We start from the raw sequence: 26,708 nt of genomic DNA on the forward strand, positions 1-26,708 counted from the left end.
TTTTATTAACAATAACCGTAAGACATTAAACGTTCATAACGTCTTTCTAATAAGCCATCTTTGTCGAAGGTATCGAGTTCGTTTAGTTCTTCAAGGAGGCATTGTTTTAAATTACGTGCCATTTCATGATAATTACGATGCGCACCACCTAATGGCTCTTGAACGATATTATCAATTAAACCTAACTCTTTTAAACGAGTAGCGGTTAAGCCCATGACTTCGGCTGCGGTAGATGCTTTTTCTGCGCTCTTCCACAAGATTGAAGCACAGCCTTCTGGTGAAATAACGGAATAAGTTGAATATTGCAACATATTCACTTTGTCGCCGACACCAATGGCTAATGCACCACCAGAACCGCCTTCACCGATTACCGTACAGATAACAGGTACTTTTAATGTAGACATTTCACGTAAGTTACGAGCAATCGCTTCAGACTGACCACGTTCTTCCGCACCGATGCCCGGGTAAGCCCCTGGTGTGTCGATAAAGGTAATGATAGGTAAGTTAAAACGCTCAGCCATTTGCATTAAACGTAACGCTTTACGATAGCCTTCAGGTGCTGGCATCCCAAAGTTACGAGTTACTTTGTCTTTTACCGTACGACCTTTTTGGTGACCGATAATCATTACCGCGCGACCATCTAAACGAGCAAGACCACCTACGATTGCTTTATCATCTGCAAAGGCACGATCGCCTGCCAGTTCTTGGAAATCAGTAAAAATATGTTCGATATAATCAAGCGTGTATGGACGATTTGGGTGACGTGCCATACGAGAAACCTGCCATGCATCAAGATTTGCAAAGGTTTTTTTGGTTAATTCATCGCTTTTCTTTTGTAAGCGTTTAATTTCATCGTGTAAATCAATTTTGTCATCAGATGCTGAACGTAGTGCTTCAATTTTAGCTTCAAGTTCAGCAATAGGTAATTCAAAATCTAAATATTCTTGGCTCATTTCTTATCCTAAAATATCGTCAAAAGTTGCCCGCACTTTATCAAGATTTAAGGTGCGGTGCAAATGGTTTTCACTGGTTGGAGCGGATTATAAATATTCCTTTTTTAGTAATGATAACAAAAACAAAAATGCGGAACAAATCACGACAGAAGGCCCCGCAGCGGTATCATAAAAGGCGGAAAGGAATAACCCGCCAATAACGGAAAGCATACTAATTAAAATCGCAATAAACACCATTTGCTCAGGTGTCTTAGCAAAGCGTCTTGCTGTTGCAGCGGGAATAATTAAGAGCGATGTAATAATCAGAGCTCCAACAAACTTCATACTTAATGCAATGGTAAGTGCGGTCAAAATCATTAAGATAAATCGCATTTTTTTAATGTTAATGCCTTCCACTTGTGCCAGTTCAGGTGAGACTGTGGTGGAGAGTAAGGCTTGCCAGAAGTAAAGCAATGTGCTTAATACAATGACGACACCTACGCCAATATAAGGTAAATCGTTAAAATTAATGGCAAGCAGATCCCCAAAAAGATAACTCATTAAATCTACGCGGACATTTTTAAGTAAGCCAACCGTAACTACACCAAGAGAAAGACAACTGTGAGCGATAATGCCTAAAAGGGTATCCACTGAAAATTGCGTGTTACTTTCGAGCCATACCATTAATACGGCGAGAATAATCGTCAAAATTACAATGGCAACATAAGGGTTAATTTGTAAGAAAATCCCTAACGCTACACCAAGCAAGGCTGAGTGGGAAAGGGTATCACCAAAATAAGCCATTTTACGCCACACCACAAAGGCTCCCAGTGGTGCGGTAATTAAGGAAAGCAGTAAGCCCGTAAGCAAGGCGGGAAATAAAATCTCAAACATGATGTTTCCTTATTGTTGGCATTCTGATGGATTGGCACTGCAACTACAAACATCACCGTGCATATTATGGTGGTGATTATGATGGTGTGTATAAAAGCCCACATTTTGTGAGATTTGATTGCCCCAAAGACGCATAAATGTGGGATCATTCGATAAGCTTTCGGGTGTGCCAGCACAGCAAATATGTTGATTGATGCACAGCACTTCTTTACTGTCCGCCATCACGATATGCAAATCATGGGAAACCATTAAAACTGCACAATTTAAGGCTTGTTGAGTACGATGAATTAGCTGATAAAGTTCAGCTTGACCATTAATATCCACCCCTTGAGTGGGTTCATCTAACACCAGTAGATTGGGTTTATTTAAAATCGCACGAGCCAATAATACACGTTGCATCTCGCCACCAGAGAGTTTTTGCATATTATTTTTTCTCAAATGAGTAATAGAGAGTTGCTCAAGTGCGGTTGATATTTCTTGCGTTTTAACACCTTTTTTGAGCGCCAGAAAACGCTCAACCGTCATCGGTAAGCTGTGATCGAGGTGAATTTTTTGTGGGACATAGCCAATTCTGACATTCGCGCTATAAATCACTTCACCGGATGTTGGCGCTTGTAATTTTAATAAGGTTTTTAAAAGGGTTGATTTTCCCCCACCATTAGGACCGACAATGGTAATAATTGAATGAGGATAAATGTTAAGATTAATATCCCGCAGTGCGGTCTTTTGCTCAAAGACTACATTGATATTTTTTAGCGTAATTAATGGTACTGATTGGGTTGGTTGAATGGCGTTAATTTGCATAATTCTCCCCTTAAAAATAGCCCAATAACATAGCTCATTTCCTTATTTTTCTCAAGAAATTCTATCAGTGTCTAAATATTAGGCATAAGATTTTATATTCTTGGGGTAAAATGAATTTTTTCTAGATTTTGTAGTCTGAATCACGAAAATCTTTTATTTTATATCTAAGGGTAGCAAAAGTGCAGCACGTTAAATTAGCCAGAGAACGACGGAAAAGAAAGTCTCGCATAAAAGCAGCGATTTTTTTTACTGCACTTTTACTTATTTTTACAGGTACTTTTCTCGCCTTTAAAGATACCGCTGATTATGATCCTTCTTTGCAAAGTAATCTTGAGCCAGAGATGGTAGATAACGTTCAATATCAATCTCTGACACCTGAAAAAACGGAATCGGGCAATCCTCAATCTCAAGAAGGCGAACATCCTGAAGCAAAACAACATGCTAATACGGAAGATGCAACCTCTTATGATGATGAACTTCAAGCCAAAGATGATGAAGTCGATGAAATTAAACCACAGTTTGATGAGCTAACTGATTTGCCAAAAGATGCACAAGATGCACTCAGTGGCATTTTAGATGTAGCTGATCAGGCATTACGTATTACCGATCAATTTAGCCATACCGTGGTACGTGGTGATTCATTAAAAGATGTATTAGAGCTTTCAGGTTTGGAAGATGATACAGCGAAGAACTTAATTGCCGAATATCCTGAATTAAAAAATTTACGCGCAGGTCAGCAGTTCTATTGGATTTTAGATAAAGAAGATCAACTGGAGTATTTAAACTGGTTGGTATCTGAAAAAGAAGAGCGAATTTATGAGCGCACTGAAGACGGCAAGTTTAAACGCCAAATCTTAGAGAAGAAGAGTATTTGGAAGAAAGAGGTATTAAAAGGCACGATTAACGGATCTTTTGCATCAAGTTTGCGTGATTTAGGTTTGGATGGTCGTCAAATCAGTCAGTTAAGTTCCGCATTACAATGGCAGGTAAGCCTTCAAAAACTCAGTAAAGGCACCAAATTTGCGATTTTAGTGTCACGTGAATATTTAGGTGATAAATTAACGGGACAAGGTAATGTAGAAGCTATCCATATTATAACAGGTGGTAAAAGTTATTATGGAATTCAAGCGGCAAATGGTCGCTATTATAATAGACAAGGTGAGACCCTTGGCAAGGGCTTTGCGCGTTATCCACTACAACGTCAAGCGCGTGTTTCTTCGCCATTTAATCCAAATCGTCGTCATCCAGTCACAGGACGTATTCGCCCACATAAAGGCGTCGACTTTGCTGTTGCTCCAGGTACGCCCGTTATTGCGCCAGCAGAAGGCGTAGTTGAAAAGGTGGCTTATCAAGCAGGTGGTGCAGGACGTTATGTGGTGATACGTCATGGTCGCGAATATCAAACGGTGTATATGCATTTAAGTCGTGCTTTAGTTCGTGCAGGGCAAACTGTGAAGAAGGGAGAGCGTATTGCTTTAACAGGAAATACAGGAATCTCAACGGGACCTCATTTACATTATGAGTTTCATATTAATGGTCGTGTTGTAAATCCATTGACAGTTAAATTACCTGGTACAAGTAGTGCAATGGCAACAGCAGAGCGTAAACAGTTCTTAGTGCAAGCGAAAGAAGCGGAAAAGATGTTAAAACTGTAGCGAATAAAGTGCGGTCAAATTTGGACCGCATTTTTTATGTGCTTAAAAAATTAATCAAAAACTGACCGCACTTCATCTTTCCTCTTTTTCATCAATATGCTATCCTTCTTTGCGTTTTAGAATTATTCTCATTTGTTATGATTAAGCGACGTTATCTCATTTTTCTTTTGATCGTGCTTTCCTTTGTCTCACTTTTTCTCGGGGTGAGCACTGTTAATCTGAAAGGGTTACTGAATTTTGAAGGTAATCAATGGCAGATCTTTTTAATTAGTCGCGTGCCTCGCTTAATCAGTATCTTGATTGCTGGCGCATCCTTGAGTATTTGTGGCTTGGTGATGCAGCAACTCAGTCGAAACCGATTTATTTCTCCCACCACGGCGGGCACAATGGACAGCGCACGATTAGGCATTTTAATGGCGATGCTGTTTTTCCCAACGGCTTCGATGTTGTTAAAAACCACCATTGCGGTAATAGTATCTTTCCTTGGCACATTGTTATTCATGACGATTCTGTCCCGTTTGAAATTCAAGGACACGATTTTTGTGCCTTTAGTGGGGATTATGTTCGGCAATATCATCAGTTCAATTACCGCCTTTATTGCTTATAAAGAAGATTTATTACAAAACTTATCCGGGTGGCTACAAGGAGACTTTTCTCTTGTGATGTCAGGCCGCTATGAATTGTTGTATTTCAGTATTCCTACCCTCATCGTAGCTTATTTATTTGCACATCGTTTTTCTATTGTCGGGATGGGGAAAGATTTTGCGGTTAATCTGGGTCTAAATTACAACCAAGTACTTTATCTCGGCCTGCTCATTGTGGCGGTCGTATCTTCGATTATTATTGTGTCTGTTGGCGTGATTCCTTTCTTGGGGTTAATTATCCCGAATATCGTCACACTTTATTTGGGTGATAACTTGAAGAAAGTGTTATCTCATACCGCCTTGTTGGGTGCCGTATTTGTTTTATTCTGCGATATTTTAGGGCGAAGTGTGATTTATCCTTATGAGATTTCCATTAATGCCGTAGTTGGCGTATTTGGCAGTGGTATCTTCTTATTTTTATTATTAAAGCGGTATAGAAATGGCTAAGAAATCTTCTTCTCAACTGATTGTATTGTCGTTGTTAGCCATTGTTTCTCTTGCACTCTATTTAGGCTACAACTTACCAAACCGTTGGCAATATGCCTTGGAAAATCGTGCCTTATCCTTAATTGCGATTGTGATTACAGGTGCGGCAATTGCACTCGCTACGATGATTTTCCAAACGGTTGTGAATAACCGAATTCTCACGCCGAGTATTTTGGGTTTAGATTCGCTGTATTTACTGATTCAAACGACGATCATTTTTCTTTTCGGTTCAAGTACATTGCTTTCAATGAATTCGATTGCATTGTTTGTCTTATGTACGGGATTAATGATGGCGTTTTCATTAGTGCTTTATCACTTCCTGTTTAAGAAAGAGAGCCAAAATATTTTCTTCTTGTTGCTTGTCGGGATTATTTTCGGCACCTTCTTTGGTAGCTTAACGACCTTTATGGAAGTGTTGATTGACCCAAATGAATTCCAGATCGCTCAAGATATTGGCTTTGCAAGTTTCAACCGAATCAATACTCAAATCTTGTGGGTCGCATTAGCCATTTTAGTGGCGACCATTGTTTTCAGTTTTAAATATTGGCATTGCTTTGATGTGTTGGCGTTAGGGCGAGAAAATGCCATTAACTTAGGTATCGATTACCAAAAGACCTTAAAAGTCCTATTAATTCTCGTGGCAATTTTAACATCAGTATCGACCGCACTTGTTGGCCCACTTACTTTCCTTGGGTTATTGGTAATGAATGTAACTTTTGAATTTATTCGTGATTATCGCCATAAGGTGCTTATTCCTGCTGCGATGTTAATTTCCATTATTACCTTGGTTTTTGGGCAATTATTGGTTACTCATATTTTTACCTTCCGCACGACATTAAGCATCATCGTTAATTTTGTCGGCGGTGTGTACTTTATTTATTTGTTATTAAGAGCAAACAAAAAATGGCAATAGAAATTCGCAATATTACGAAAAGTTACGGAAGCAAAAAGGTGGTGGACAACGTGTCTGTCACCATCCCAACGGGGAAAATTACGTCTTTTATCGGACCGAATGGCGCGGGGAAGAGTACAGTGCTGTCTATTATGAGCCGTTTGTTGAATGCTGATAGTGGCGAGATTTATCTCAACGGTGAATTGCTCAATCGTAAGAAAAGTAGCGATATTGCGAAACAGCTTGCGATTTTAAAGCAGACTAACAACATTAATTTGCGTCTAAGCATTGAAGATTTGGTCGCTTTTGGGCGTTTTCCTTATTCCAAAGGAAATTTAACTCAAACTGACCACACTTTTATTGATAATGCCATTGCTTATATGGATTTAGATGATATTCGTCATCAATATATCGATAACTTAAGTGGTGGGCAGCGACAACGCGCTTATATTGCGATGACGCTTGCACAAGATACCGATTATATTTTGTTGGATGAACCATTAAATAATCTGGATATGAAACATTCTGTGCAGATCATGCAAGTTTTGCGTAAATTAGCGACAGAACTCAACAAAACCGTGGTGATTGTGATTCATGATATTAATTTCGCCTCTTGTTATTCTGACTATATTGTTGCCATGAAAAATGGAAAATTAGTCCAACAAGGTGAAGTTAACCACATTATGCAATCAACCGTATTACAAGATATTTATGATATGACGATCCCTATTCAGAATATCGATAATAACAAAATTGCTGTTTACTTTAGATAAATAAGGAAATCTTTATGAAAAAAACATTATCAACTTTAGCACTTTCACTCTTCGCACTTTCTGGTGTTGTACAAGCTGCGGATATTACGGTGGAAAATTCTGTTAGAAAACAAGTTGTGCCACAAAACCCACAACGAGTTATTGTGCTCGATTTTGGTGCAGCTGATACGCTTCGTGCATTAGGTGTGCAAGATAAAATAGTGGGCTTCCCACAAAGCGGAAAAATTCCAAACTATCTTTCAGAATTTGCAGACAAAAAATATAAAAATGTTGGTGATTTGAAAGAACAATCATTGGAGCAAATTAACGAACTTAATCCAGATTTGATCATTGCGTCTAAACGTCAAGAAAAAATGATCGACAAGTTTAAGGAAATAGCCCCCGTGTTGAATGTGGATTATGACTACAACAATTACTACCCGAGTTTTCAACAAAATGTGACCGCACTTGGTCAGATCTTTGACAAAGAAAATGTAGCAAAAGAGAAATTATCCGAGTTAGACAGTAAAGTTGCGCAAGTTGCAAAAGACGCACAAAGCAAAACGGCACTATTAGTGTTGGTTAATGAAAGTAAAATCAGTGCTTTTGGTGATGGTTCTCGCTATGGTATGGTGTATCAAAAATTTGGTTTTAAACCGATTGATGACAGCATCAAATCGTCTACGCATGGACAAAGCGTTGGTTTTGAATATATCTTAGAAAAAAATCCAGACTTTTTACTCGTAGTGGATCGTACAGCGGCCATTACAGAAAAAGCCAACAATGCGCAAAAAGTATTGGATAACGATATCATCAAACAAACCAAAGCATATAAAGATGGACACATTGTGTACCTTGATGCAGCCAATTGGTATCTTGCATTTGGTGGTTTAGAAAGTATGGAAATCATTGCACAAGAACTTGATCGTGCAGTGAAAAAATAATACGAAAAATCATTTAAAAGGGCAGTCAATGATTGCCCTTTTTATATGTAAATTAATCTTTACACATATCAATAAACTTCCTATCATATCGGCATCATTCAATAAAACAGAGCTTATTTTATGCTGACATTTAATCCACAAGATCCGTTCTCTTGCTTTGTCACTCAAAGCCTTTCCATGAAAAGTGCGGTCGAAAATGCACAACGTTTTGCGATGTTTGATGTGCCGCTTTTAATTCAAGGTGAAACGGGCACGGGTAAAGATTTATTAGCCAAAGCTTGCCATTTTGCGAGCTTGCGTCGTGAGAAAAAATTCATTGCAGTAAACTGTGCAGGCCTGCCGGATGAAGATGCGGAAAGCGAAATGTTTGGGCGGAAAGTGAGTGACAGTGAAACCATCGGTTTTTTTGAATATGCTCACGAAGGTACGGTGTTGTTAGATGGCATTGCCGAGCTTTCATTAAGTTTACAGGCAAAATTATTGCGTTTTTTAACTGATGGTTCTTTCCGTCGAGTGGGTGAAGAAGAAGAACATCATGCAAATGTTCGGGTGATTTGTACGTCACAAGAACCGATGGAAAAGCTGTTAGAACAAGGGAAATTGCGCAGTGATTTATTCCATCGCTTAAATGTCTTAGCACTAAATGTACCGCCATTGCGTGAGCGAGTTGAAGATATTCAGTCTTTAACGGACGGTTTTTTGCAAGAAATTAGCACGCAGCTTAAGATTTCAATGCCGCAATATGATGCTGATTTTTTGAATTATTTGAAAGGGCAGCCTTGGCAAGGCAATGTACGAGAGCTTTACAATGTCTTGTATCGCGCCTGTTCCTTAGCGAAAAATAACCAGCTTGATATTGAAAGTTTAAATTTAAAACCCGTACAAAGTGCGGTCATTTCTGTGGATGATTTTGGTGAGCAAACCCTGGATGAGATCATGGGACAATATGAGGCGAGTGTATTGCGTACTTTTTATGCTCAGTATCCAAGTACACGAAAATTAGCACAACGATTAGGCGTATCACATACGGCGATCGCCAATAAATTAAAACAATACGGTATTAGTAAATAATTTCTGACAGTTTAGGGAATTGTTTACAAAGTTTGAGCCATTCGACTTTATCAATTTGTACATTGAGGATAAATTCACCTTCATCCGAAATTTGTTCGTGACGAATGCTATCTAATTGATAGAGCGCATGGCGAATTTTGCCCTCTTGCGGGAGCAGCGTGAGAGTGAAAGAAAGTATCTCATTTTTCAACCGCACTTTAATGGCTTCAAGTAGCAGATCTAATCCTTCACCTGAATGTGCTGAAAGGTAAACGGCAACGGGCTTATTCTCGTCATCATATTCAATATGGGGCGCTACATTTTCCAATAAATCGATTTTGTTATACACCAACAATACCGGTACTTTGTTAGCCTTAATTTCTTCCAATACTAAATTCACCGCTTCAATATTTTCGATCTTTCGAGCGTCTGCCGCATCAATGACGTGCAATAACAAACTGGCTTCTACCGTTTCTTGCAAGGTAGATTTAAAAGCGGACACTAAATCATGAGGGAGCTGGCGAACAAAACCAACGGTATCGGCGAGAATTGAAGTACCAACATCTTGAATTTGTAAACGTCTTAATGTGGGATCGAGGGTAGCAAAAAGCTGATCCGCGGCATAGACATTGGCTTGTGTGATGAAATTGAATAGTGTCGATTTGCCCGCATTGGTATAACCGACCAAAGAAATGGTAGGGATATCCGCTTTTTGTCGAGTTTGATTACGTTGTTTTTCGACTTTCGCCAAACGATTTTGCAACTGCGCAATACGCACCTTGATTAAACGGCGATCCGTTTCTAATTGCGTTTCGCCTGGACCACGTAACCCAACCGCACCTTTTTGCTGATCTAAGCCTGTTTTTCGACGAACTAATCGAGTCGATAAATGCTTGAGTTGGGCTAATTCAACTTGCAATTTTCCTTCGTGCGATCGGGCTCGTTGGGCAAAGATATCTAAAATCACCCCAGTGCGATCCACAACACGGCATTGGCAGATGCTTTCTAAATTACGGGTTTGTGCAGGGGTTAATTGATGATTCACCAAAACAACATCGGCATCTAAGGCTTTTACTGCATCCGCAATTTCTTGTGCTTTTCCTTCACCGATAAAATATTTTGCTTGTGGTGTAGTACGGCTCGTGGTGATGATTTGTAAAATCTCAACATTGGCAGATTCTGCTAAAAGCTGGAATTCTTGCAGATCTTCAATGTTTTTATTTTGAGAAAAGAAAACATGCACGACGACAGCTTTATCTTTTGCCGATTGGTTATTGTCGCCTGTTTTAGATGACGAAAGTGCGGTTGAAATTTCTGGTGAATTTTCAACCGCACTTAAATTGATGAAATCATTCATTGAACAGAACTATTCTGCTTGTGTTTCTACTTCCGCTGCAGCATCAGAAGCTTGTGCTGCATGATGACCGTTATTATTGTGGTGAGAAACAGAACGTGCTGGAACCACAGTTGAAATAGCGTGTTTATACACCATTTGATTAACAGTGTTTTTTAATAAAATCACGAATTGGTCGAATGATTCGATTTGACCCTGTAATTTAATCCCATTAACGAGATAAATCGAAACAGGAATACGTTCACGGCGTAACGCATTCAAATAAGGATCTTGTAATGATTGTCCTTTTGCCATTTTTTGCTATCCTTTGTTGTTATATGTTAATTAATGATAGAAACGAGTTGTCTCCGTTATCAAATATAGCAATAAACATTTTTCTTGTCTATGGGTTTATCTCTTTGCTTTCACGCAGTTTTTTCAGAATTGTTTTCATTTTTTCATCTAGTTGTGCGTTGAAACGTAATGTTTCGCCCGTTTTAGGGTGTTCAAATCGAATAGAAAATGCATGTAAAAACAAACGATTGAGTCCGAGATCTTGCATATATTTATCGAATTCTTTATCACCGTATTTATCATCCAGCGCGATTGGGTGACCGGCATATTGAGTATGAACTCGGATCTGATGGGTCCTTCCCGTTACAGGCGACGCTTTTACTAAGGTCGCATTCTGGTAGCGTTCTTCAATAGCAAATCGCGTTTCAGAAGGTTTGCCTTGTTCACTGACTTTAACGATGCGTTCGCCACTGGCTAATTCATTTTTTAATAAAGGTGCTTGCACGACTTTCACATGAGATTGCCATTGTCCACGCACGAGTGCGAGATAGTCTTTTTGTACCGTTTTAACACGAAGTTGTTCGTGTAAGTTGCGTAAGGCAGAGCGTTTCTTTGCCACCAATAAAATGCCTGATGTATCTCTGTCTAAGCGATGAACCAATTCTAAAAAACGGGCTTCAGGACGTAATGCACGCAAGGCTTCTATCACACCAAAATTCAAGCCACTTCCGCCATGAACCGCAATGCCAGAAGGTTTGTTCAATACTAATAAACAATCATCTTCAAAAATAATATGGCTTTCAAGGGAGGCGACTTTATTCAAGTTTTTAGAAATCGGCGCGGTATTTTTTTCAGAAACACGAACTGGTGGCACACGCACCACATCACCATTTTGCAATTTATATTCAGGTTTGATTCGTCCTTTGTTCACACGAACTTCGCCTTTACGCAGAATGCGATAAATCAAACTTTTTGGCACACCTTTTAATTTTGCCAATAAATAATTATCAATGCGTTGTCCTGCTTCATCCTCAGAAACGGTGAGCATTTTGACGGATTGATTGATGATTTTTTCTTGTTTTTCAGTCATTGAATCTGTCCTTTAAAAATTGGGCTGAATCATATCACAATATCCCTGGTGATAATAGCAAGAATGCCTTGCTAATTTAGCCCCGAATGTGGATAATAGAGCGTCTTTCTATGCCTAAAATTTGGCATTTAGAAAGCGATTTTGTATGTTGGTCAATACTCAATGCAGCGAATGGCATAAGACATTGATAATCAACATATTTTTCTTGAAGATTAACGCTTCCTTGCAATGCGTAATTAACACACCGCATTGTTTTACGAAAATTGTCTTAGATAACAATTGAGTATGCTATCAATGCACCCAGCAACACACAGTCGTGAGATTGACTGTTCGCGAGAAACACGAGGTCGATGGCTAAGGTCAGTCAATCTGTAAAGTGCGGTTAATTTTCAAGGTATTTTAGATAATTCAAACGAGAAATTGACAATGAAAAGAATGTTAATCAATGCGACTCAAAAAGAAGAGTTGCGCGTTGCGTTGGTCGATGGCCAGCGTTTATTCGACTTGGATATTGAAAGTCCGGGTCATGAACAGAAAAAAGCCAATATTTACAAAGGGAAAATCACTCGCGTAGAGCCGAGTTTAGAAGCTGCCTTTGTGGATTATGGTGCAGAGCGCCATGGCTTCCTTCCTTTAAAAGAAATTGCCCGCGAATATTTCCCTGCTGATTATGTATTCCAAGGTCGTCCAAATATCCGTGATATTTTGACTGAAGGTCAAGAAGTGATCGTTCAGGTGAACAAGGAAGAGCGTGGCAATAAAGGCGCAGCCTTAACCACTTTTGTTTCCCTTGCCGGTAGTTATTTGGTGATTATGCCAAACAATCCGCGTGCAGGTGGCATCTCTCGCCGTATTGAAGGCGATGAACGTATCGAATTAAAAGAAGCATTGAGTTCTTTAGATGTACCAGAAGGCGTAGGTCTTATCGTGCGTACAGCGGGTGTAGGTAAATCACCAGAAGAATTACAATGGGACTTAAAAGTACTGTTGCATCATTGGGAAGCGATTAAACAAGCTTCACAAAGTCGTCCGGCGCCATTCTTAATCCACCAAGAAAGTGATGTGATTGTTCGTGCGATCCGTGATTACTTGCGTCGTGATATCGGTGAGATCTTAATTGATAGCCCGAAAGTATTTGAAAAAGCGAAAGCACACATCAAACTTGTGCGTCCAGATTTCATCAATCGTGTGAAACTGTATCAAGGCGAAGTGCCGCTATTTAGCCACTATCAAATTGAATCTCAAATTGAATCCGCCTTCCAACGTGAAGTACGTTTACCTTCTGGTGGTTCGATTGTGATCGATGTGACAGAAGCGTTAACAGCGATTGATATCAACTCGGCGCGTTCAACTCGTGGTGGTGATATTGAAGAAACAGCATTAAATACCAACCTTGAAGCGGCGGATGAAATTGCTCGTCAATTACGTTTACGTGACTTAGGTGGCTTAGTGGTTATCGACTTCATCGATATGACACCTGTTCGTCACCAACGTGAAGTAGAAAACCGTATCCGTGATGCCGTGCGTCAAGACCGTGCTAGAATTCAAATTAGCCGTATTTCTCGCTTCGGTTTGTTGGAAATGTCACGTCAGCGTTTAAGCCCATCATTAGGTGAGTCTTCTCACCATGTTTGCCCACGCTGTCAAGGTACGGGTAAAGTGCGTGATAACGAAAGTTTATCACTTTCTATCTTACGTTTAATCGAAGAAGAAGCGTTAAAAGAAAACACCAAACAAGTACACACTATCGTGCCTGTACAAATTGCATCTTACTTACTTAACGAAAAACGTAAAGCTGTTCATAGCATCGAAAAACGTCATGATGTTGATATTATCGTCGTGCCAAATGAAGCGATGGAAACGCCACATTTCAGCGTATTCCGTGTACGTGAAGGCGAAGAGCTAAATGAATTAAGCTATAACTTAACCAAATTCCATGATGCACAAGACGATACATTTGTACCAGAAGAGTCTCTTGTTTCTCGCAACATTGAAACTGCAGCCGTGACCTCTGAGCAAGTGGTGGAAAGTGCAGCAGTATCTTTATCGATTCCAACAGCTGCACCAGCACCAGTTGAGCGTAAATCGGAAGAACCATCATTGTTTGCGAAAATTGTTGCCGCAATTAAAGGTTTATTTGCTTCTGAACCAAAAGAAGAAGAGAAAAATCAAAATAACCGCAACAATCGTAACAACAACCGTAATAATCGCCGCAATCAAGATCGTCGTAATAATCGCCGTTCTCGCAATAACGAAAACAACGATAATGCGAAAAATACAGATGAAGAAAATGCGCGTCCAACTCGCGAGCGTGTAAATAATCGTCGCAATCGTCGTAATGCGAATGAAGAAGTGACATCTGAAAGTGCGGTTAATTTAGCGAATGTTTCTGATGATAATCGTCAAGAAGAAAAAGCAGAGAAACCGGTAGCAGAGCGTCGTCAACGTCGTGATTTACGTAAACGTGTTCGTATTGAGGATAATACAAATAACATCAATGAGAATGTTATTGAGGCCGTTGAAGTTCCTGTGATTAAAAATGAAGTGGTTGAAAATAACACTGTTGATAATACAGAAAATAAACCTCGTCAAGAACGTCAGCGACGTACTCCACGTCATTTGCGTACATCGAATAATCAACGTCGTCGTCGTAATGAAGTGAAGTCACCAATGCCATTATTTGCGGCAGTTGCTTCACCTGAATTAGCAAGCGGTAAAGTTTGTGTCGATTATTCTGTTGTAAATGCAGCGAAAGAAAGCAATTTCTTATCTGTGGATGAATTGCTTGAGCAAGAAAAAACGAAAAAAGGTGTGATCACGCCTGCAACGGGTATTGTCGTGGAAGAAAAACCGGTAAAAACTCAACCGGCTTTAGATTTCATTACTCAACCGGCAAATGAAGCAGTGCAACAGAAAGTGCAAGAATCATTAGAACGCTTGCATCATAAATCAGAGCCGGTTGCTCAAGTCGAAACAGCTGAAGTTGAACCGCAAGAAAAAGCAGAATTCGTTCGCTCTTATGTGTTTACAGGTCGTGCAGGTACCATTTCAGCAGTACAGCACACTAAAGCAGCGATGACATTAGCGAAAGCACCAGATGAAGAGTCCAAACCATTCCCAATTGTAAAATGGACGGAGTCTCGTTATTACTTTAACGGTAAAGGCGCCGCAGGCCATCATAGTGCAATTAGCCATATTTATTCTGAAGCGACACAAGCGAAAGCAGAGTAATATCTCAATAATAAAGACGGAGCCAGTAGGTTCCGTTTTTTATTTTGTGTATTTTTAAAGCATTATGATTTAAAAGTAGTCAGTCAGATAATTTTTTTATTTTCTTGCTTGACGGGGTGAGGGAAAAAACGTATTATTCACCTCGCTTAAATCACGGAGGAATGGTCGAGTGGTTGAAGGCACCGGTCTTGAAAACCGGCGAGGGTTTACGCCCTCCGTGAGTTCGAATCTCACTTCCTCCGCCATCAAATTCAAAAAATCCCTAAATTGAAAGATTTAGGGATTTTTGCTTTTCAGTCTATTTTAAAAAGATCTTATTTTTTGACAGCACTGTCTCGAGCCTCTTTAAAAGCAAGGTATTCTTCTAAGGTCTCAATCGCTTCTAAACATTTTTGTCGGCGTGTTAAATAAATCGCAGCTGTTTGCTTATATATATCTCGTTGAATATCTGTTTGAGCCGTATTAGCTTGTGCTTTGGCTTCTCCGTATTTTTCTGTGAGTTGCTGCAAGGCTTCATAATACTTTTCTAGACGCTCTCTAGGAGGGAGACGATGAATGCTATGTTGTGATTTATTACTTGTAACTGGTTGTTCCGTTTTTTTCGGTTGAATAGCCTTTTTATGCTTGCGATTCATCGCTTCGTTCAAGGCGGTACATTGCCCTAAAAGATGTTCTGCCATAAATACAATTTGCTCTTCATTTTGATGCGGAATTTTACATAGCTTAGTTAAGCTTTGTTGGATTTCTTTGAGATAAAAACCAACGGTTTCAAAATCTTCGGTAAATAAAGTGCGGTTAAATTTCGCATTGATTTTTTTATCGGAGTTAGGTTGATAGGTTTGAGTTAGTTGAAGTACTTTTTGCTCGAGCGTATTGAGTAATGATTGAATAGACATAAAAAAATCCCCGCATAATATACGCAGGGATTATAACGATTAAAGGGTCATGGCTGCAATCCAACCGAATGTTAATAATGGGATATTGTAATGCATAAAAGTTGGTATAACTGAATCCCAAATGTGGTCGTGTTTACCATCCATATTTAAACCGGATGTTGGCCCAAGTGTGGAGTCAGAAGCCGGTGAACCCGCATCCCCTAGTGCCGCCGCTACACCTACGATAGCCACTGTCGCAAGTGGTGAGAAACCAAAAGAGAGACAAAGAGGTACATAAATTGAGGTGATAATTGGTACAGTTGAGAAGGAAGAACCAATACCCATAGTAATCAATAACCCAACGAGTAACATTAAGAATGCCGCAACGCCTTTACTTTGAATCGCACCGGTTGAAAGTGCATCAACTAAATCTTGTACACCACTTGTAGTATTAATGACATTAGCAAAACCAGAAGCTGTAATCATAACAAAGCCGATCATCGCCATTAAACGTAAGCCTTGTTGGAAAATGTCATTACTTTCTTTGAGTTTGAAGATACCGAATACACCGAAAATGACTAAACCGACTAAACCACCAATAATTGTTGAGCTTGTGAAAAGCTGTGTAGCAAAAGTAGCGACAATAGCAACCGCACTTGCAGTAATTTGAATAGGTGTAATGTTCGCAATGTGTTGTTCAATTTCGGTTGTCGTTGGCTCGGTAGTTGTTACTACATATTCACGTGGTTTACGATAGGTAATAAATACAGCAGTGAGTAAACCAAGAATCATGCCTGAAACAGGGATAAGCATAGCAAGGGAAACTTCACCTACGCTAGTTTGTAATCCGAGTGGTGCACCAGCAAGATTGATATTTTTGACTAACACGCTCTCAATGAAAATTTTTCCAAAACCAACAGGTAAGATCATATAGGTTGCGGTTAAACCAAAGGTAATAATACAGGCCACTGCCCTGCGGTCAATTTTTAAACGGTTAAAAATAGAAAGTAAAGGCGGTAAAACAATTGGAATAAATGCAATGTGTACTGGTAACAAATTTTGGGATGAAATAGCAAATAAGAGTAAAATGCTAAGCAGAATATATTTAAACCACGCTAAATTTTTACCAGTTGGTGTTTTGTTCATTCGGGTAATCATTTTGTAGGCAAGCAAATCAGTAATGCCGGATTTTGAAATCGCAATGGCAAATGCACCGAGCATCGCATAGTTCATCGCTACTTCAGCACCACCACCTAAGCCGCCTGTAAAGGTTTCAATGGTTTTAGTTAAACCCAAGCCACCACCTAAGCCTGCGGTCAGAGCGGAAATCACCAGTGCGATAATCACGTTTAAGCGTAGCAAGCTTAACGCCAGTAGCACGGCAATTGAAATAACAACGGGATTCGATAACATATTGTTGTTCCTTATTAATTAAAAGAAAAAGGTCGCATAAAAGAAAATTGATTTAAGGTTAAATGTCGCATAGTTATAAACTCCTGTAATTGGTAATAAAACAAAACCCCTCGAAAGTTGCCTTCCGAGGGGTAAGATTTTTTTGATCTTTATCTTGTCAGCTCGGAAGAAATCTTCCAAGCACGCCAACAGCCTGAAAGATTATTCAGTTGAATGACGATGATGGTGACGAAGGATAAAGTTCATTTGAAACTCGCTTATTTAGATAACTAAATTGAACTATTTTTTAAAATACGGTAAAGCGAAAACGATTGCAAGTTTTTTCTAGAAAAATTTTAAAAATTAAAGTGCGGTCTGATTTTCAGCTGTTTTTTCCGTTTCATTTGTTTGAGCAATATGTGGGAATCCCCCGAGATCTTTTAAATGATTCACCATATAGCAAAATAATTCGGCCGTACGTTCAGTATCATAGAGCGCAGAGTGTGCTTGTTTGCCATCAAAAGGAATTTTTGCCGCTTGGCATGCTTTGACGAGCACCGTTTGGCCAAACATAAAACCGGCAAGCGTTGCCGTATCAAACATCCCAAAAGGGTGGAATGGATTGCGTTTTACGCCCGTACGTTCAGCCGCCGCCATCACGAAACTTTGGTCAAAAGTGGCATTGTGCGCTACGATGATAGAGCGCTGACATTCTGCATCTTTTTGTCCACGACGCACCATTTGGAATAACCCCGTGATGGCGTCTAATTCAGATACGGCTCCACGCAATGGATTGTGAATATCAATTCCATTAAATTTGAGTGATTCGGGATTAATATTCGCCCCTTCAAATGGTTCAATATGAAAATGGCATTTTTGATCAGGTTGCAAATTGCCATTTTCATCCATTTTTAAGGTGATTGCCGCAAGTTCTAAAAGTGCATCTTTTTTTGCATCAAATCCTGCTGTTTCTACATCAATAATAACGGGGAAGTACCCGCGAAAACGATTTTTTAATTGGTGGTGATAAGGGATTTCTTGAGAATTGGACATATTTTATCCTTTAAAATGAATGACGCAGGTAACCCTGCGTTATAAAAGAGCGAAAAATCAACTGCACTTTTAATTAATTGCCTAGACCAGATTTTGAACTTTTATTTTCGATAAATTCAATTTTATAGCCATCTGGATCTTCAACGAAGGCAATAACGGTTGTACCACCTTTAACTGGGCCGGGTTCGCGAGTCACTTTACCACCACTTGCACGAACTGCTTCACAAATAGCATAAATATCATCAACGCCGATAGCAATATGTCCATATGCTGTACCTTGTTCATATTTATCTACGCCCCAGTTGTATGTTAATTCAATTTCTGCAGCGCTTGCGCCATCTTCGTAACCTAAAAAAGCAAGCGTATATTTATATTCAGGGTTTTCACTCGTACGCAATAAACGCATACCTAAAACATCTTGATAAAACTTAATAGAGCGGTCTAAATCACCTACTCGAAGCATCGTGTGTAAAATTTGCATTTTGTTTTCCTCTTTTCTATTTGGGTGTTGGGCGATTATAGCATAGAAATTGGTTGCTTCTATTGCAAGATATAACTTGCTTTCTAGGATTTGGTTTATTTCACCGCAATCATTGAACCAAAATTAAAGCATTGGAACCATAATTCGACGTGTGAAAATCCGATATTTTTTAACCGCTCTTTGTGGATGTTAATCGAGTCAGTACGCATAACATTTTCAAGTGCGGTGCGTTTTTGGCTCACTTCAAGCTCACTGTAACCGTTAGCACGTTTGAATTGGTGATGGAGGTCAATCAGTAGCTCATTCACTTTTTCATCTTCAAAACGGAATTTTTCAGAGAGCACCAACACGCCGTTTGGATTTAAACCTTGGTAGATTTTGGTGAGCAAGGCTACACGATCTTCTGGTGGTAAAAATTGCAATGTGAAGTTGAGCACCACCATTGAGGCGTTCTTAATTTCAATTTGACGAATATCATCGCAAAGAATTTCTACGGGCACATCACTATGATAAGCCGCAACGTGCTGACGGCAGCGTTCCACCATTGGTAAAGAATTATCGACACCGATAATTTTCACATTCGGTTGTTTAATATTACGTCGCATAGAAAGAGCTGCCGCACCACGTGAACAGCCTAAATCATAGACTTGGCTGTCAGCCGTCACAAAGCGTTCAGCCAACATACCAATCGCCGTGATAATGTTGGAGTAGCCCGGAATCGAGCGTTGAATCATATCGGGGAAAACTTCCGCCACGCTTTCATCAAAAGTAAAATCGCCCAGTTTTTCGATCGGGGCGGCAAAAATTGTATCTTTCATCATGATTGAATTCTGTTGTTGTATTGAGAGGGCATTTATTTAGATAAAATGTAAAAAACTGCGGTCATTTTAGTGAAAGTTTTTAAAGGATCAAATAAATTTCGCTTTTCAATTTAAAAGGCATGTCTTTTTCCGTATAATCAACGCGTTAATTATCCATTTTTAGAAAAATGAAAGGAATATAGAAATGATGCGTACACATTATTGCGGTGCATTAAACCGCAACCATATTGGACAAGAAGTAACATTAAGCGGTTGGGTTCACCGTCGTCGCGATTTAGGTGGTTTAATTTTTATTGATATGCGTGATCGCGATGGTGTCGTACAAGTTTGTTTTGACCCGAAATATCAAGAAGCCTTAACCGCAGCTTCAGGCTTACGTAATGAATTTTGTATTCAAATTAAAGGTGAAGTAATCGCGCGTCCTGACAATCAAATTAATAAAAATATGGCGACAGGCGAAGTGGAAGTATTAGCGAAAGAATTACGCATCTACAACGCTTCTGACGTTTTACCATTAGATTTCAACCAAAATAACACCGAAGAACAACGTTTAAAATATCGTTATTTAGATTTACGTCGCCCAGAAATGGCACAACGTTTGAAAACCCGTGCGAAAATCACGAGCTTTGTACGTCGTTTTATGGATGACAACGGTTTCCTTGATATTGAAACCCCAATGCTTACCAAAGCAACGCCAGAAGGTGCGCGTGACTATTTAGTGCCAAGTCGTGTACATAAAGGCAAATTCTATGCCTTGCCGCAATCACCACAGCTTTTCAAACAGCTTCTCATGATGTCTGGTTTTGATCGTTATTATCAAATTGTGAAATGTTTCCGTGATGAAGATTTACGTGCAGATCGTCAGCCTGAATTTACCCAAATCGATGTGGAAACTTCTTTCTTAACTGCGCCAGAAGTACGTGAGATCATGGAACGCATGGTACACGGTTTATGGCAAAACATCATTGGTGTGGATTTAGGTAAATTCCCACAAATGACCTGGCAAGAAGCAATGACTCGTTTTGGTTCAGATAAACCAGATTTGCGTAACCCGCTTGAATTAGTCGATGTGGCAGATATCGTTAAAGATGTTGAATTTAAAGTATTTAATGAGCCAGCAAACAATCCAAACGGCCGTGTGGCAGTCATTCGTGTACCAAATGGTACTGAAATCACTCGTAAACAAATTGATGAATATACACAATTTGTGGGTATTTACGGTGCAAAAGGTTTGGCTTGGGCGAAAGTAAATGACATTAATGCAGGCCTTGAAGGCGTACAAAGCCCGATCGCAAAATTCTTAAATGAAGAGGTATGGAAAGCGTTAGCTGAACGTGTGAAAGCTCAAACTGGCGATATCTTATTCTTCGGTGCAGATAAATGGCAAACCACCACTGATGCAATGGGTGCATTACGTTTGAAATTAGGTCGTGATCTTGGCTTAACTCGTTTAGACGAATGGCAACCACTTTGGGTAATTGATTTCCCAATGTTTGAACGTGACGATGAAGGTAATCTTGCAGCAATGCATCACCCATTCACTTCACCAAAAGATTTTACGCCAGAACAATTAGAAGCGAATCCAACCGATGCGGTAGCAAATGCTTACGATATGGTGATCAATGGCTATGAAGTAGGTGGTGGTTCTGTTCGTATTTTCGATCCGAAAATGCAACAAACCGTGTTCCGTATTCTTGGTATTAACGAACAAGAACAACGCGAAAAATTCGGTTTCTTATTGGATGCATTAAAATTCGGTACACCGCCACATGCTGGTCTAGCATTTGGTTTAGACCGTTTAACCATGCTTTTAACAGGCACTGAAAATATCCGTGATGTGATTGCATTCCCGAAAACAACGGCAGCAGCATGTTTAATGACAGAGGCACCAAGTTTTGCGAATCCGCAGGCTCTAGCTGAGTTGAGTATTGCAGTGACGAAAGCTGAGTAGTTTTTCCAATATTTAAACATAAAGTAAGTGCGGCCAATTGTGGCCGTATTTTTGTGGAGAAAAAATGAAAAGACCTATACCTATTACTATACTTAGCTATATCATCATAATTGCTAATATTGTGCTTGTCACAGTAGCTCTAGTTGGCACATATAACTTATTTCAAAGAATAGAGTTGCTTTGTCAGGGGCGATTATCTCTAATCTATTAGAGACTTTATCTTACACTACTATAGGTATAATAAGTGCTATTGCGTTACTCAAAGGAAAGGATTGGGCTCGCTTTGTTTTGCTTTTTAGTGCGATTCCTAAGATAATTTATTACTCTTTTACTATTTTTCTTATTGAAGATGATTATGAAAAGCTGGGATTTGTTCTCATCATATTATTGTTCAGTTTTATCATGATCTATTTTCTATTCAACAATAAGGCAGCGTTATTTTTTACTCAAAATAAAGGATAATGATTTTATTCAGTGGAATAAATAATAAGATAAAAATAATCTTTTGTAAGGTGCGGTCAAAAATTCAACTGATTTTGACCGCACTTTCTTTTTATTGAAAAAATTTTATTTACTTAAAAACATCCGTTTTTTGGTATGAACACTGGGGAAATTTATTTGTTTTAGAGTTATATTCTGAGATTTTAAAATAATTAGATTTTTATTTTTTATTAGTGCTTTTACATGGATTTTATTGACTTTACTCAAGGATAAAATTCTATTATAAATAAGGCCTTTTCGATTTATGATTAATTTATAAGAGAACATTTTATGAGTGAAGTTTCAACTCCAGTAGAAAAATCAACGTGGGCGAGTAAATTCTCTGCCTTAGGCCCTGGCATTGTGATGGCATCAGCAGCTGTTGGTGGTTCACATATTATTGCATCTACCCAAGCTGGTGCGATCTATGGTTGGGAATTAGTGAGCATTGTCATTCTAGCTAACTTATTTAAATATCCTTTCTTCCGTTTCGGTGTTCAATATACCCTAGATACGGGTAATACCTTGTTAGAAGGTTACCGTCAAAAAGGGAAGTTCTACCTTTGGTTATTCCTTGCTTTAAACGTTTTTGCCACAGTAATTAATACCGCGGCAGTGGGATTATTAACGGCAGCAATTTTAACGTTTATTACACCAATTCCACTTCCAATGCCCGTGTTAAGCTCATTAGTGATTCTTGTGACAACTGGCATTTTATTGTTAGGGAAATATCGTTTATTAGATAGTTTATCGAAAATCATCATGATTGCTTTAACAGTAACAACCGTAAGCGCTGTCGTAATTGCCTTTATGCGTAACGGCATCCATGGTGTAGCCGCACCTGATTTTGTCGCGCCTTCTCCATGGGAATTAAGTAAATTAGCGTTTTTAGTTGCGTTGATGGGCTGGATGCCTGCACCAATTGAAATTTCTGCAATTAACTCAATGTGGGTGGTAGCAAAACGTCGTCTAACGAAAGTATCTTATGAAGACGGCTTGTTTGATTTCAATGTAGGTTACATCGGCACAGCAATTTTAGCTGTCGTCTTCTTAGCGCTTGGTGCATTGGTGCAATATGGTTCTCCAGAAACCGTCGAGATGGTTGGCGGAAAATATATCGCACAACTTATCAATATGTATGCAAGTACTATCGGTGAATGGGCGCGTTTATTAATTGCCGTGATTGCATTCATGTGCATGTTTGGAACAACAATTACGGTAATTGATGGTTATTCTCGTACCAATGTTGAAGCCGTGCGTATCTTGTTTGGTAAACAAGAAAGCTCTGTGAGAATTCTTAATATCGGCATGATTTTAGCAGCATTGTCTGGTTTAGCGATTATTTTCTATTTCAATAATGCTGTCGGTCCAATGCTGAAATTCGCGATGATTGCTTCATTTGTTTCTGCACCAATCTTTGCTTGGTTGAATTTATCTCTGACTAAGCACGCGAAACACAGTGTAAAAGGTGGATTATTGTGGTTATCCCTTATCGGTTTATTCTACTTAACTGCTTTTGCAGGCTTGTTTATCGCCCAACAAGCTGGCTGGTTAAACTAAAATAATTGAGATAATTACCGCACTTTAGTTTTAAAGTGCGGTAATTTTTTTGAAAGTTTTTAGTAGAAAAGGTATGATGCTACCCATTCTCAATCATGTAGATGACGAGCTTGAAATATAAAAATAATCAATCGGTTCTTGTGGTGATTTATGCGGAAAGCACGCATCGTGTTCTTATGCTTCAGCGCCAAGATGATCCCTGCTTTTGGCAATCCGTTACGGGGACATTGGAAACCAACGAAACACCAAGAGAAACGGCAATTCGAGAAGTTTGGGAAGAAGTTGGATTAAAAATAGAAGAAAATTTGACCGCACTTTTTGATTGTAAAGAGAGTATAGAATTTGAAATTTTCCCGCATTTCCGCTATAAATACGCACCGAATGTGACTCACTGTCATGAACATTGGTTTTTATTGGCAGTTGAACAGGAATTTGAACCGATATTAAGTGAGCATTTTGCGTATCAATGGGTTTCTCCAGAACATGCGATCCAAATGACGAAATCGCCGAATAATGCCGAGGCCATCAAAAAATATTTGATGAACGGCTTTCCTCTATATAAGAGGATTTAATTTAAAAAACGTTTTTAAGATAAGAAGGAAAACAACATGGCAGGCCATAGTAAGTGGGCAAATATTAAACACCGTAAAGCCGCACAAGATGCGCAACGCGGTAAAATTTTTACAAAATTAATTCGTGAATTAGTCACTGCTGCAAAAATTGGTGGCGGTGATGTCAGTGCGAACCCGCGTTTACGTGCGGCAGTAGATAAAGCCTTATCGAGCAACATGACTCGCGATACCATTAACCGTGCGATTGAGCGCGGTGTGGGCGGTGGTGATGACACCAATATGGAAACAAGAATTTATGAAGGTTATGGTCCGGGTGGAACTGCTGTGATGGTTGAGTGTCTAAGTGACAACGCAAATCGAACCATCTCACAGGTTCGCCCAAGTTTTACTAAATGTGGTGGTAACTTAGGGACAGAAGGTTCTGTGGGCTACTTATTCAGCAAAAAAGGCTTGATTTTAATTAGCCAAGGTGAAGAAGATGCGTTAATGGAGGCGGCAATTGAAGCCGGTGCAGATGATGTTCAACCACAAGATGATGGTTCATTTGAAATCTATACTGCGTGGGAAGATTTAGGTTCGGTGCGCGATGCAATCGAAGCAGCAGGATTTAAAATTGATAACGCAGAAGTGACAATGATTCCATCAACAACAGTTGATCTTGATCTTGAAACTGCGCCTAAATTGTTGCGTTTAATTGACATGTTAGAAGACTGTGACGATGTACAAAACGTATATCATAACGGTGAAATTAGTGATGAAGTTGCAGCTCAACTGTAATTTTAAGGAGATTTAGAATGAAATTTGCTAAAGTATTACCAGCAATGGCCGCGCTTGTTGTTTTATCAGCTTGTGCAAGCGAAGCACCAAAAGTAGAAAACAAAGCAGAGCAAACTGCAGCACCTACTGTAACGGATAAAACAGTCGTTTATACTTGTAACAAGAAAACGGTAACTGCAGTTTACCAATTCGAAAACCAAGAACCAACAGCAGCAATGGTGATGGTGGGTAACAAAGTTATCGCGAAAGATTTTGCTCGTGATGCAGCTCAAAAAGACTTCACTTCATTTACGTCAGGAAAATATGTTTGGAACGTAGATAGTGGTTTAACTTTAGATAAATTTGATTCTGTTGTGCCAGTAAATCTTTTAATTAAAGGTAAAAAAGCAGACAAAATTGTTGTGAAAAACTGTGATGTAGATGCAAAAGCAACTGCAAAAGCAAACCAATAATTAACGCTAAAAACGGCCGGCATTGACCGGCCGTTTATTTTTGAGAATTTATGAGTATTATTTTAGGTATTGATCCTGGTTCTCGTGTAACGGGTTATGGTGTGATTCGACAAAATGGTCGCCATTTAGAATATCTCGGCAGTGGCGCCATCCGCACACAGGTAGAAGATTTACCTACTCGATTAAAACGAATTTATGCTGGCGTGACAGAAATCATCACACAATTTCAGCCTGATATGTTTGCTATTGAACAAGTGTTTATGGCTAAAAATGCGGATTCAGCTTTAAAACTGGGGCAAGCACGTGGTACAGCGATTGTGGCAGCCGTCAACCATGATTTACCTGTATTTGAATATGCGGCTCGTTTGGTGAAGCAGACTGTCGTAGGGATTGGTTCTGCAGATAAAGTTCAAGTACAAGATATGGTGACACGAATTTTGAAGCTCTCAGATAAGCCTCAGGCAGATGCAGCAGATGCTTTAGCTATTGCGATTACACATGCCCACACCATTCAACATTCTTTGCATATTGCTAGCTCGGTCAAAACCACAGAAACACACGAAAAAATGACCGCACTTTTAAGAACAAGGTACAGCCGAGGTCGATTTAGATTAAAAATTTAACTGGATTAATGTCCAGTTTTATTTTATGCTATGCAAAATTTTTTTACATGAAAATCGTATGATCGGTCGTTTAAAAGGCATCTTATTAGAAAAACAACCTCCTGAAATTTTGTTTGATGTACAAGGCGTCGGTTACGAATTATTGTTACCGATGACCAGTTTTTATGACTTACCTGAAATCGGGCAAGAAACTACTTTATTTACCCATCTTGTTGTGCGTGAAGATGCTCATCTTCTTTTTGGATTCGCCCAAAAAACTGACCGCACTTTATTCCGTGAATTAATTAAAACCAATGGTGTTGGACCTAAATTGGCACTCGCGATTTTATCAGCGATGTCAGTAGAGCAGTTTGCTTACGCTATTGAACGAGAAGAACTATCGAAATTAGTTAAAATTCCAGGTGTGGGTAAGAAGACGGCTGAACGTTTATTGGTAGAGTTAAAAGGGAAGTTTAAAGATGTTCGCCAAAGCGATTTCTTTGTAGAGAGTAAGCATATTCCTTCAACTTCAGAATTGCGCCAAGCTGAAAGCTCAGCTGATGAAGCGGTTGCTGCATTAGTTGCATTAGGTTATAAACCAACCGATGCTGAAAAAATGGTGAAAAAAGTCGCTAAAGCGGATTTAAGCAGTGAGCAATTAATTCGCGAAGCTTTAAAAGCCGCATTATAA

At 39.3% G+C, this 26,708-nt stretch carries 25 protein-coding genes, 1 tRNA gene and 1 other annotated feature; of the genes, 15 read left to right on the forward strand and 11 right to left on the reverse strand.

Translation table 11 applies throughout. From position 1 onward, the window contains the following. Positions 1-5: 5 nt before the first annotated feature. The 3 genes from accA to znuC form a co-directional block, all read right to left on the reverse strand. Positions 6-953, reverse strand: a complete 948-nt coding sequence (gene accA, locus QQS40_RS05690; protein ID WP_075915680.1) for an acetyl-CoA carboxylase carboxyl transferase subunit alpha — start codon at positions 951-953, stop codon at positions 6-8. Positions 954-1,040: 87 nt separating this feature from the next. Beyond that, on the reverse strand, positions 1,041-1,826 hold the full coding sequence (gene znuB, locus QQS40_RS05695) for a zinc ABC transporter permease subunit ZnuB (RefSeq protein WP_329506688.1): 786 nt from the start codon (positions 1,824-1,826) through the stop codon (positions 1,041-1,043). Positions 1,827-1,835: 9 nt separating this feature from the next. Beyond that, on the reverse strand, positions 1,836-2,630 hold the full coding sequence (znuC, locus tag QQS40_RS05700; RefSeq protein WP_329504246.1) for a zinc ABC transporter ATP-binding protein ZnuC: 795 nt from the start codon (positions 2,628-2,630) through the stop codon (positions 1,836-1,838). A gap of 179 nt (positions 2,631-2,809) precedes the next feature. Here znuC and mepM point away from each other — a divergent pair, with 179 nt between their 5' ends. The 6 genes from mepM to QQS40_RS05730 all read left to right on the forward strand — a co-directional run bounded on the left by mepM (position 2,810) and on the right by QQS40_RS05730 (position 9,074). After that, positions 2,810-4,285, forward strand: a complete 1,476-nt coding sequence (gene mepM, locus QQS40_RS05705; protein WP_329504248.1) for a murein DD-endopeptidase MepM — start codon at positions 2,810-2,812, stop codon at positions 4,283-4,285. Between the two features lie 137 nt (positions 4,286-4,422). Continuing rightward, the gene (locus QQS40_RS05710; protein WP_269471709.1) at positions 4,423-5,376 is read left to right on the forward strand and encodes an ABC transporter permease; all 954 of its coding nucleotides are present in this window, start codon (positions 4,423-4,425) and stop codon (positions 5,374-5,376) included. Then, positions 5,369-6,328 (forward strand): iron chelate uptake ABC transporter family permease subunit, encoded by a 960-nt coding sequence (locus QQS40_RS05715; RefSeq protein WP_289901363.1) that lies wholly within the window; start codon positions 5,369-5,371, stop codon positions 6,326-6,328. Before QQS40_RS05710 ends, QQS40_RS05715 begins: the two co-directional genes overlap by 8 nt. After that, the gene (locus QQS40_RS05720) at positions 6,319-7,080 is read left to right on the forward strand and encodes an iron ABC transporter ATP-binding protein (protein ID WP_289901362.1); all 762 of its coding nucleotides are present in this window, start codon (positions 6,319-6,321) and stop codon (positions 7,078-7,080) included. Before QQS40_RS05715 ends, QQS40_RS05720 begins: the two co-directional genes overlap by 10 nt. A gap of 14 nt (positions 7,081-7,094) precedes the next feature. Then, on the forward strand, positions 7,095-8,003 hold the full coding sequence (locus QQS40_RS05725; protein WP_329504257.1) for a siderophore ABC transporter substrate-binding protein: 909 nt from the start codon (positions 7,095-7,097) through the stop codon (positions 8,001-8,003). Positions 8,004-8,123: 120 nt separating this feature from the next. Then, on the forward strand, positions 8,124-9,074 hold the full coding sequence (locus QQS40_RS05730; protein WP_289901360.1) for a sigma 54-interacting transcriptional regulator: 951 nt from the start codon (positions 8,124-8,126) through the stop codon (positions 9,072-9,074). On the opposite strand, the gene hflX is transcribed toward QQS40_RS05730, so the two are convergent. The 3 genes from hflX to rluC form a co-directional block, all read right to left on the reverse strand. Beyond that, positions 9,064-10,410: a ribosome rescue GTPase HflX gene (gene hflX / locus QQS40_RS05735; protein ID WP_289901359.1), complete on the reverse strand. Its 1,347-nt coding sequence runs from the start codon at positions 10,408-10,410 to the stop codon at positions 9,064-9,066. The two genes, QQS40_RS05730 and hflX, sit on opposite strands and share 11 nt — an antisense overlap. Before the next feature lie 9 nt (positions 10,411-10,419). After that, complete coding sequence (gene hfq, locus QQS40_RS05740; protein WP_289901358.1) at positions 10,420-10,701, reverse strand: RNA chaperone Hfq; 282 nt, start codon at positions 10,699-10,701, stop codon at positions 10,420-10,422. Positions 10,702-10,789: 88 nt separating this feature from the next. After that, positions 10,790-11,770, reverse strand: coding sequence for a 23S rRNA pseudouridine(955/2504/2580) synthase RluC (gene rluC / locus QQS40_RS05745; protein WP_065244214.1), 981 nt, complete (start codon positions 11,768-11,770; stop codon positions 10,790-10,792). A gap of 426 nt (positions 11,771-12,196) precedes the next feature. Between rluC and rne the strand changes: the two genes are divergently transcribed. Next, a complete protein-coding gene (gene rne / locus QQS40_RS05750; protein WP_329504263.1) occupies positions 12,197-15,001 on the forward strand; it encodes a ribonuclease E in 2,805 nt (934 codons plus the stop codon). A gap of 155 nt (positions 15,002-15,156) precedes the next feature. Then, positions 15,157-15,246 (forward strand) — tRNA-Ser (locus QQS40_RS05755). 69 nt (positions 15,247-15,315) lie between these two features. On the opposite strand, the gene priC is transcribed toward QQS40_RS05755, so the two are convergent. The 5 genes from priC to cmoA form a co-directional block, all read right to left on the reverse strand. Then, positions 15,316-15,897 carry a primosomal replication protein PriC gene (gene priC / locus QQS40_RS05760; protein WP_329504265.1) on the reverse strand — a complete coding sequence of 194 codons (582 nt, stop codon included), beginning with the start codon at positions 15,895-15,897 and terminating at the stop codon, positions 15,316-15,318. A 39-nt stretch (positions 15,898-15,936) separates the two neighbouring features. Further along, on the reverse strand, positions 15,937-17,289 hold the full coding sequence (locus tag QQS40_RS05765; RefSeq protein WP_126470737.1) for a Na+/H+ antiporter family protein: 1,353 nt from the start codon (positions 17,287-17,289) through the stop codon (positions 15,937-15,939). 98 nt (positions 17,290-17,387) lie between these two features. Next, positions 17,388-17,515: a sequence feature (His leader region), on the reverse strand. A gap of 116 nt (positions 17,516-17,631) precedes the next feature. After that, positions 17,632-18,321 (reverse strand): ribonuclease T, encoded by a 690-nt coding sequence (gene rnt / locus QQS40_RS05770; RefSeq protein WP_329504268.1) that lies wholly within the window; start codon positions 18,319-18,321, stop codon positions 17,632-17,634. Between the two features lie 73 nt (positions 18,322-18,394). Beyond that, positions 18,395-18,802, reverse strand: coding sequence for a lactoylglutathione lyase (gloA, locus tag QQS40_RS05775; protein WP_126470741.1), 408 nt, complete (start codon positions 18,800-18,802; stop codon positions 18,395-18,397). Positions 18,803-18,897: 95 nt separating this feature from the next. Continuing rightward, positions 18,898-19,623: a carboxy-S-adenosyl-L-methionine synthase CmoA gene (gene cmoA, locus QQS40_RS05780; RefSeq protein ID WP_049381649.1), complete on the reverse strand. Its 726-nt coding sequence runs from the start codon at positions 19,621-19,623 to the stop codon at positions 18,898-18,900. 184 nt (positions 19,624-19,807) lie between these two features. Here cmoA and aspS point away from each other — a divergent pair, with 184 nt between their 5' ends. The 7 genes from aspS to ruvA all read left to right on the forward strand — a co-directional run bounded on the left by aspS (position 19,808) and on the right by ruvA (position 26,708). Further along, positions 19,808-21,574, forward strand: a complete 1,767-nt coding sequence (gene aspS, locus QQS40_RS05785) for an aspartate--tRNA ligase (RefSeq protein ID WP_329504272.1) — start codon at positions 19,808-19,810, stop codon at positions 21,572-21,574. A gap of 771 nt (positions 21,575-22,345) precedes the next feature. Beyond that, positions 22,346-23,614, forward strand: coding sequence for an NRAMP family divalent metal transporter (locus QQS40_RS05790; protein ID WP_329504274.1), 1,269 nt, complete (start codon positions 22,346-22,348; stop codon positions 23,612-23,614). A 101-nt stretch (positions 23,615-23,715) separates the two neighbouring features. After that, positions 23,716-24,186, forward strand: coding sequence for a dihydroneopterin triphosphate diphosphatase (nudB, locus tag QQS40_RS05795; RefSeq protein WP_329504276.1), 471 nt, complete (start codon positions 23,716-23,718; stop codon positions 24,184-24,186). Positions 24,187-24,222: 36 nt separating this feature from the next. Continuing rightward, complete coding sequence (locus tag QQS40_RS05800) at positions 24,223-24,963, forward strand: YebC/PmpR family DNA-binding transcriptional regulator (RefSeq protein ID WP_005697071.1); 741 nt, start codon at positions 24,223-24,225, stop codon at positions 24,961-24,963. Positions 24,964-24,980: 17 nt separating this feature from the next. Beyond that, entirely contained in the window at positions 24,981-25,415 is a 435-nt protein-coding gene (locus QQS40_RS05805; RefSeq protein ID WP_289901347.1) for an ACP-like domain-containing protein, read from the forward strand. Positions 25,416-25,465: 50 nt separating this feature from the next. After that, positions 25,466-26,038, forward strand: a complete 573-nt coding sequence (ruvC, locus tag QQS40_RS05810) for a crossover junction endodeoxyribonuclease RuvC (protein WP_128787639.1) — start codon at positions 25,466-25,468, stop codon at positions 26,036-26,038. Between the two features lie 58 nt (positions 26,039-26,096). Further along, positions 26,097-26,708, forward strand: coding sequence for a Holliday junction branch migration protein RuvA (gene ruvA, locus QQS40_RS05815; RefSeq protein WP_128788032.1), 612 nt, complete (start codon positions 26,097-26,099; stop codon positions 26,706-26,708).

Origin of the sequence: Haemophilus parainfluenzae (assembly GCF_036288925.1) — a bacterium.
GTDB lineage: Bacteria > Pseudomonadota > Gammaproteobacteria > Enterobacterales > Pasteurellaceae > Haemophilus_D.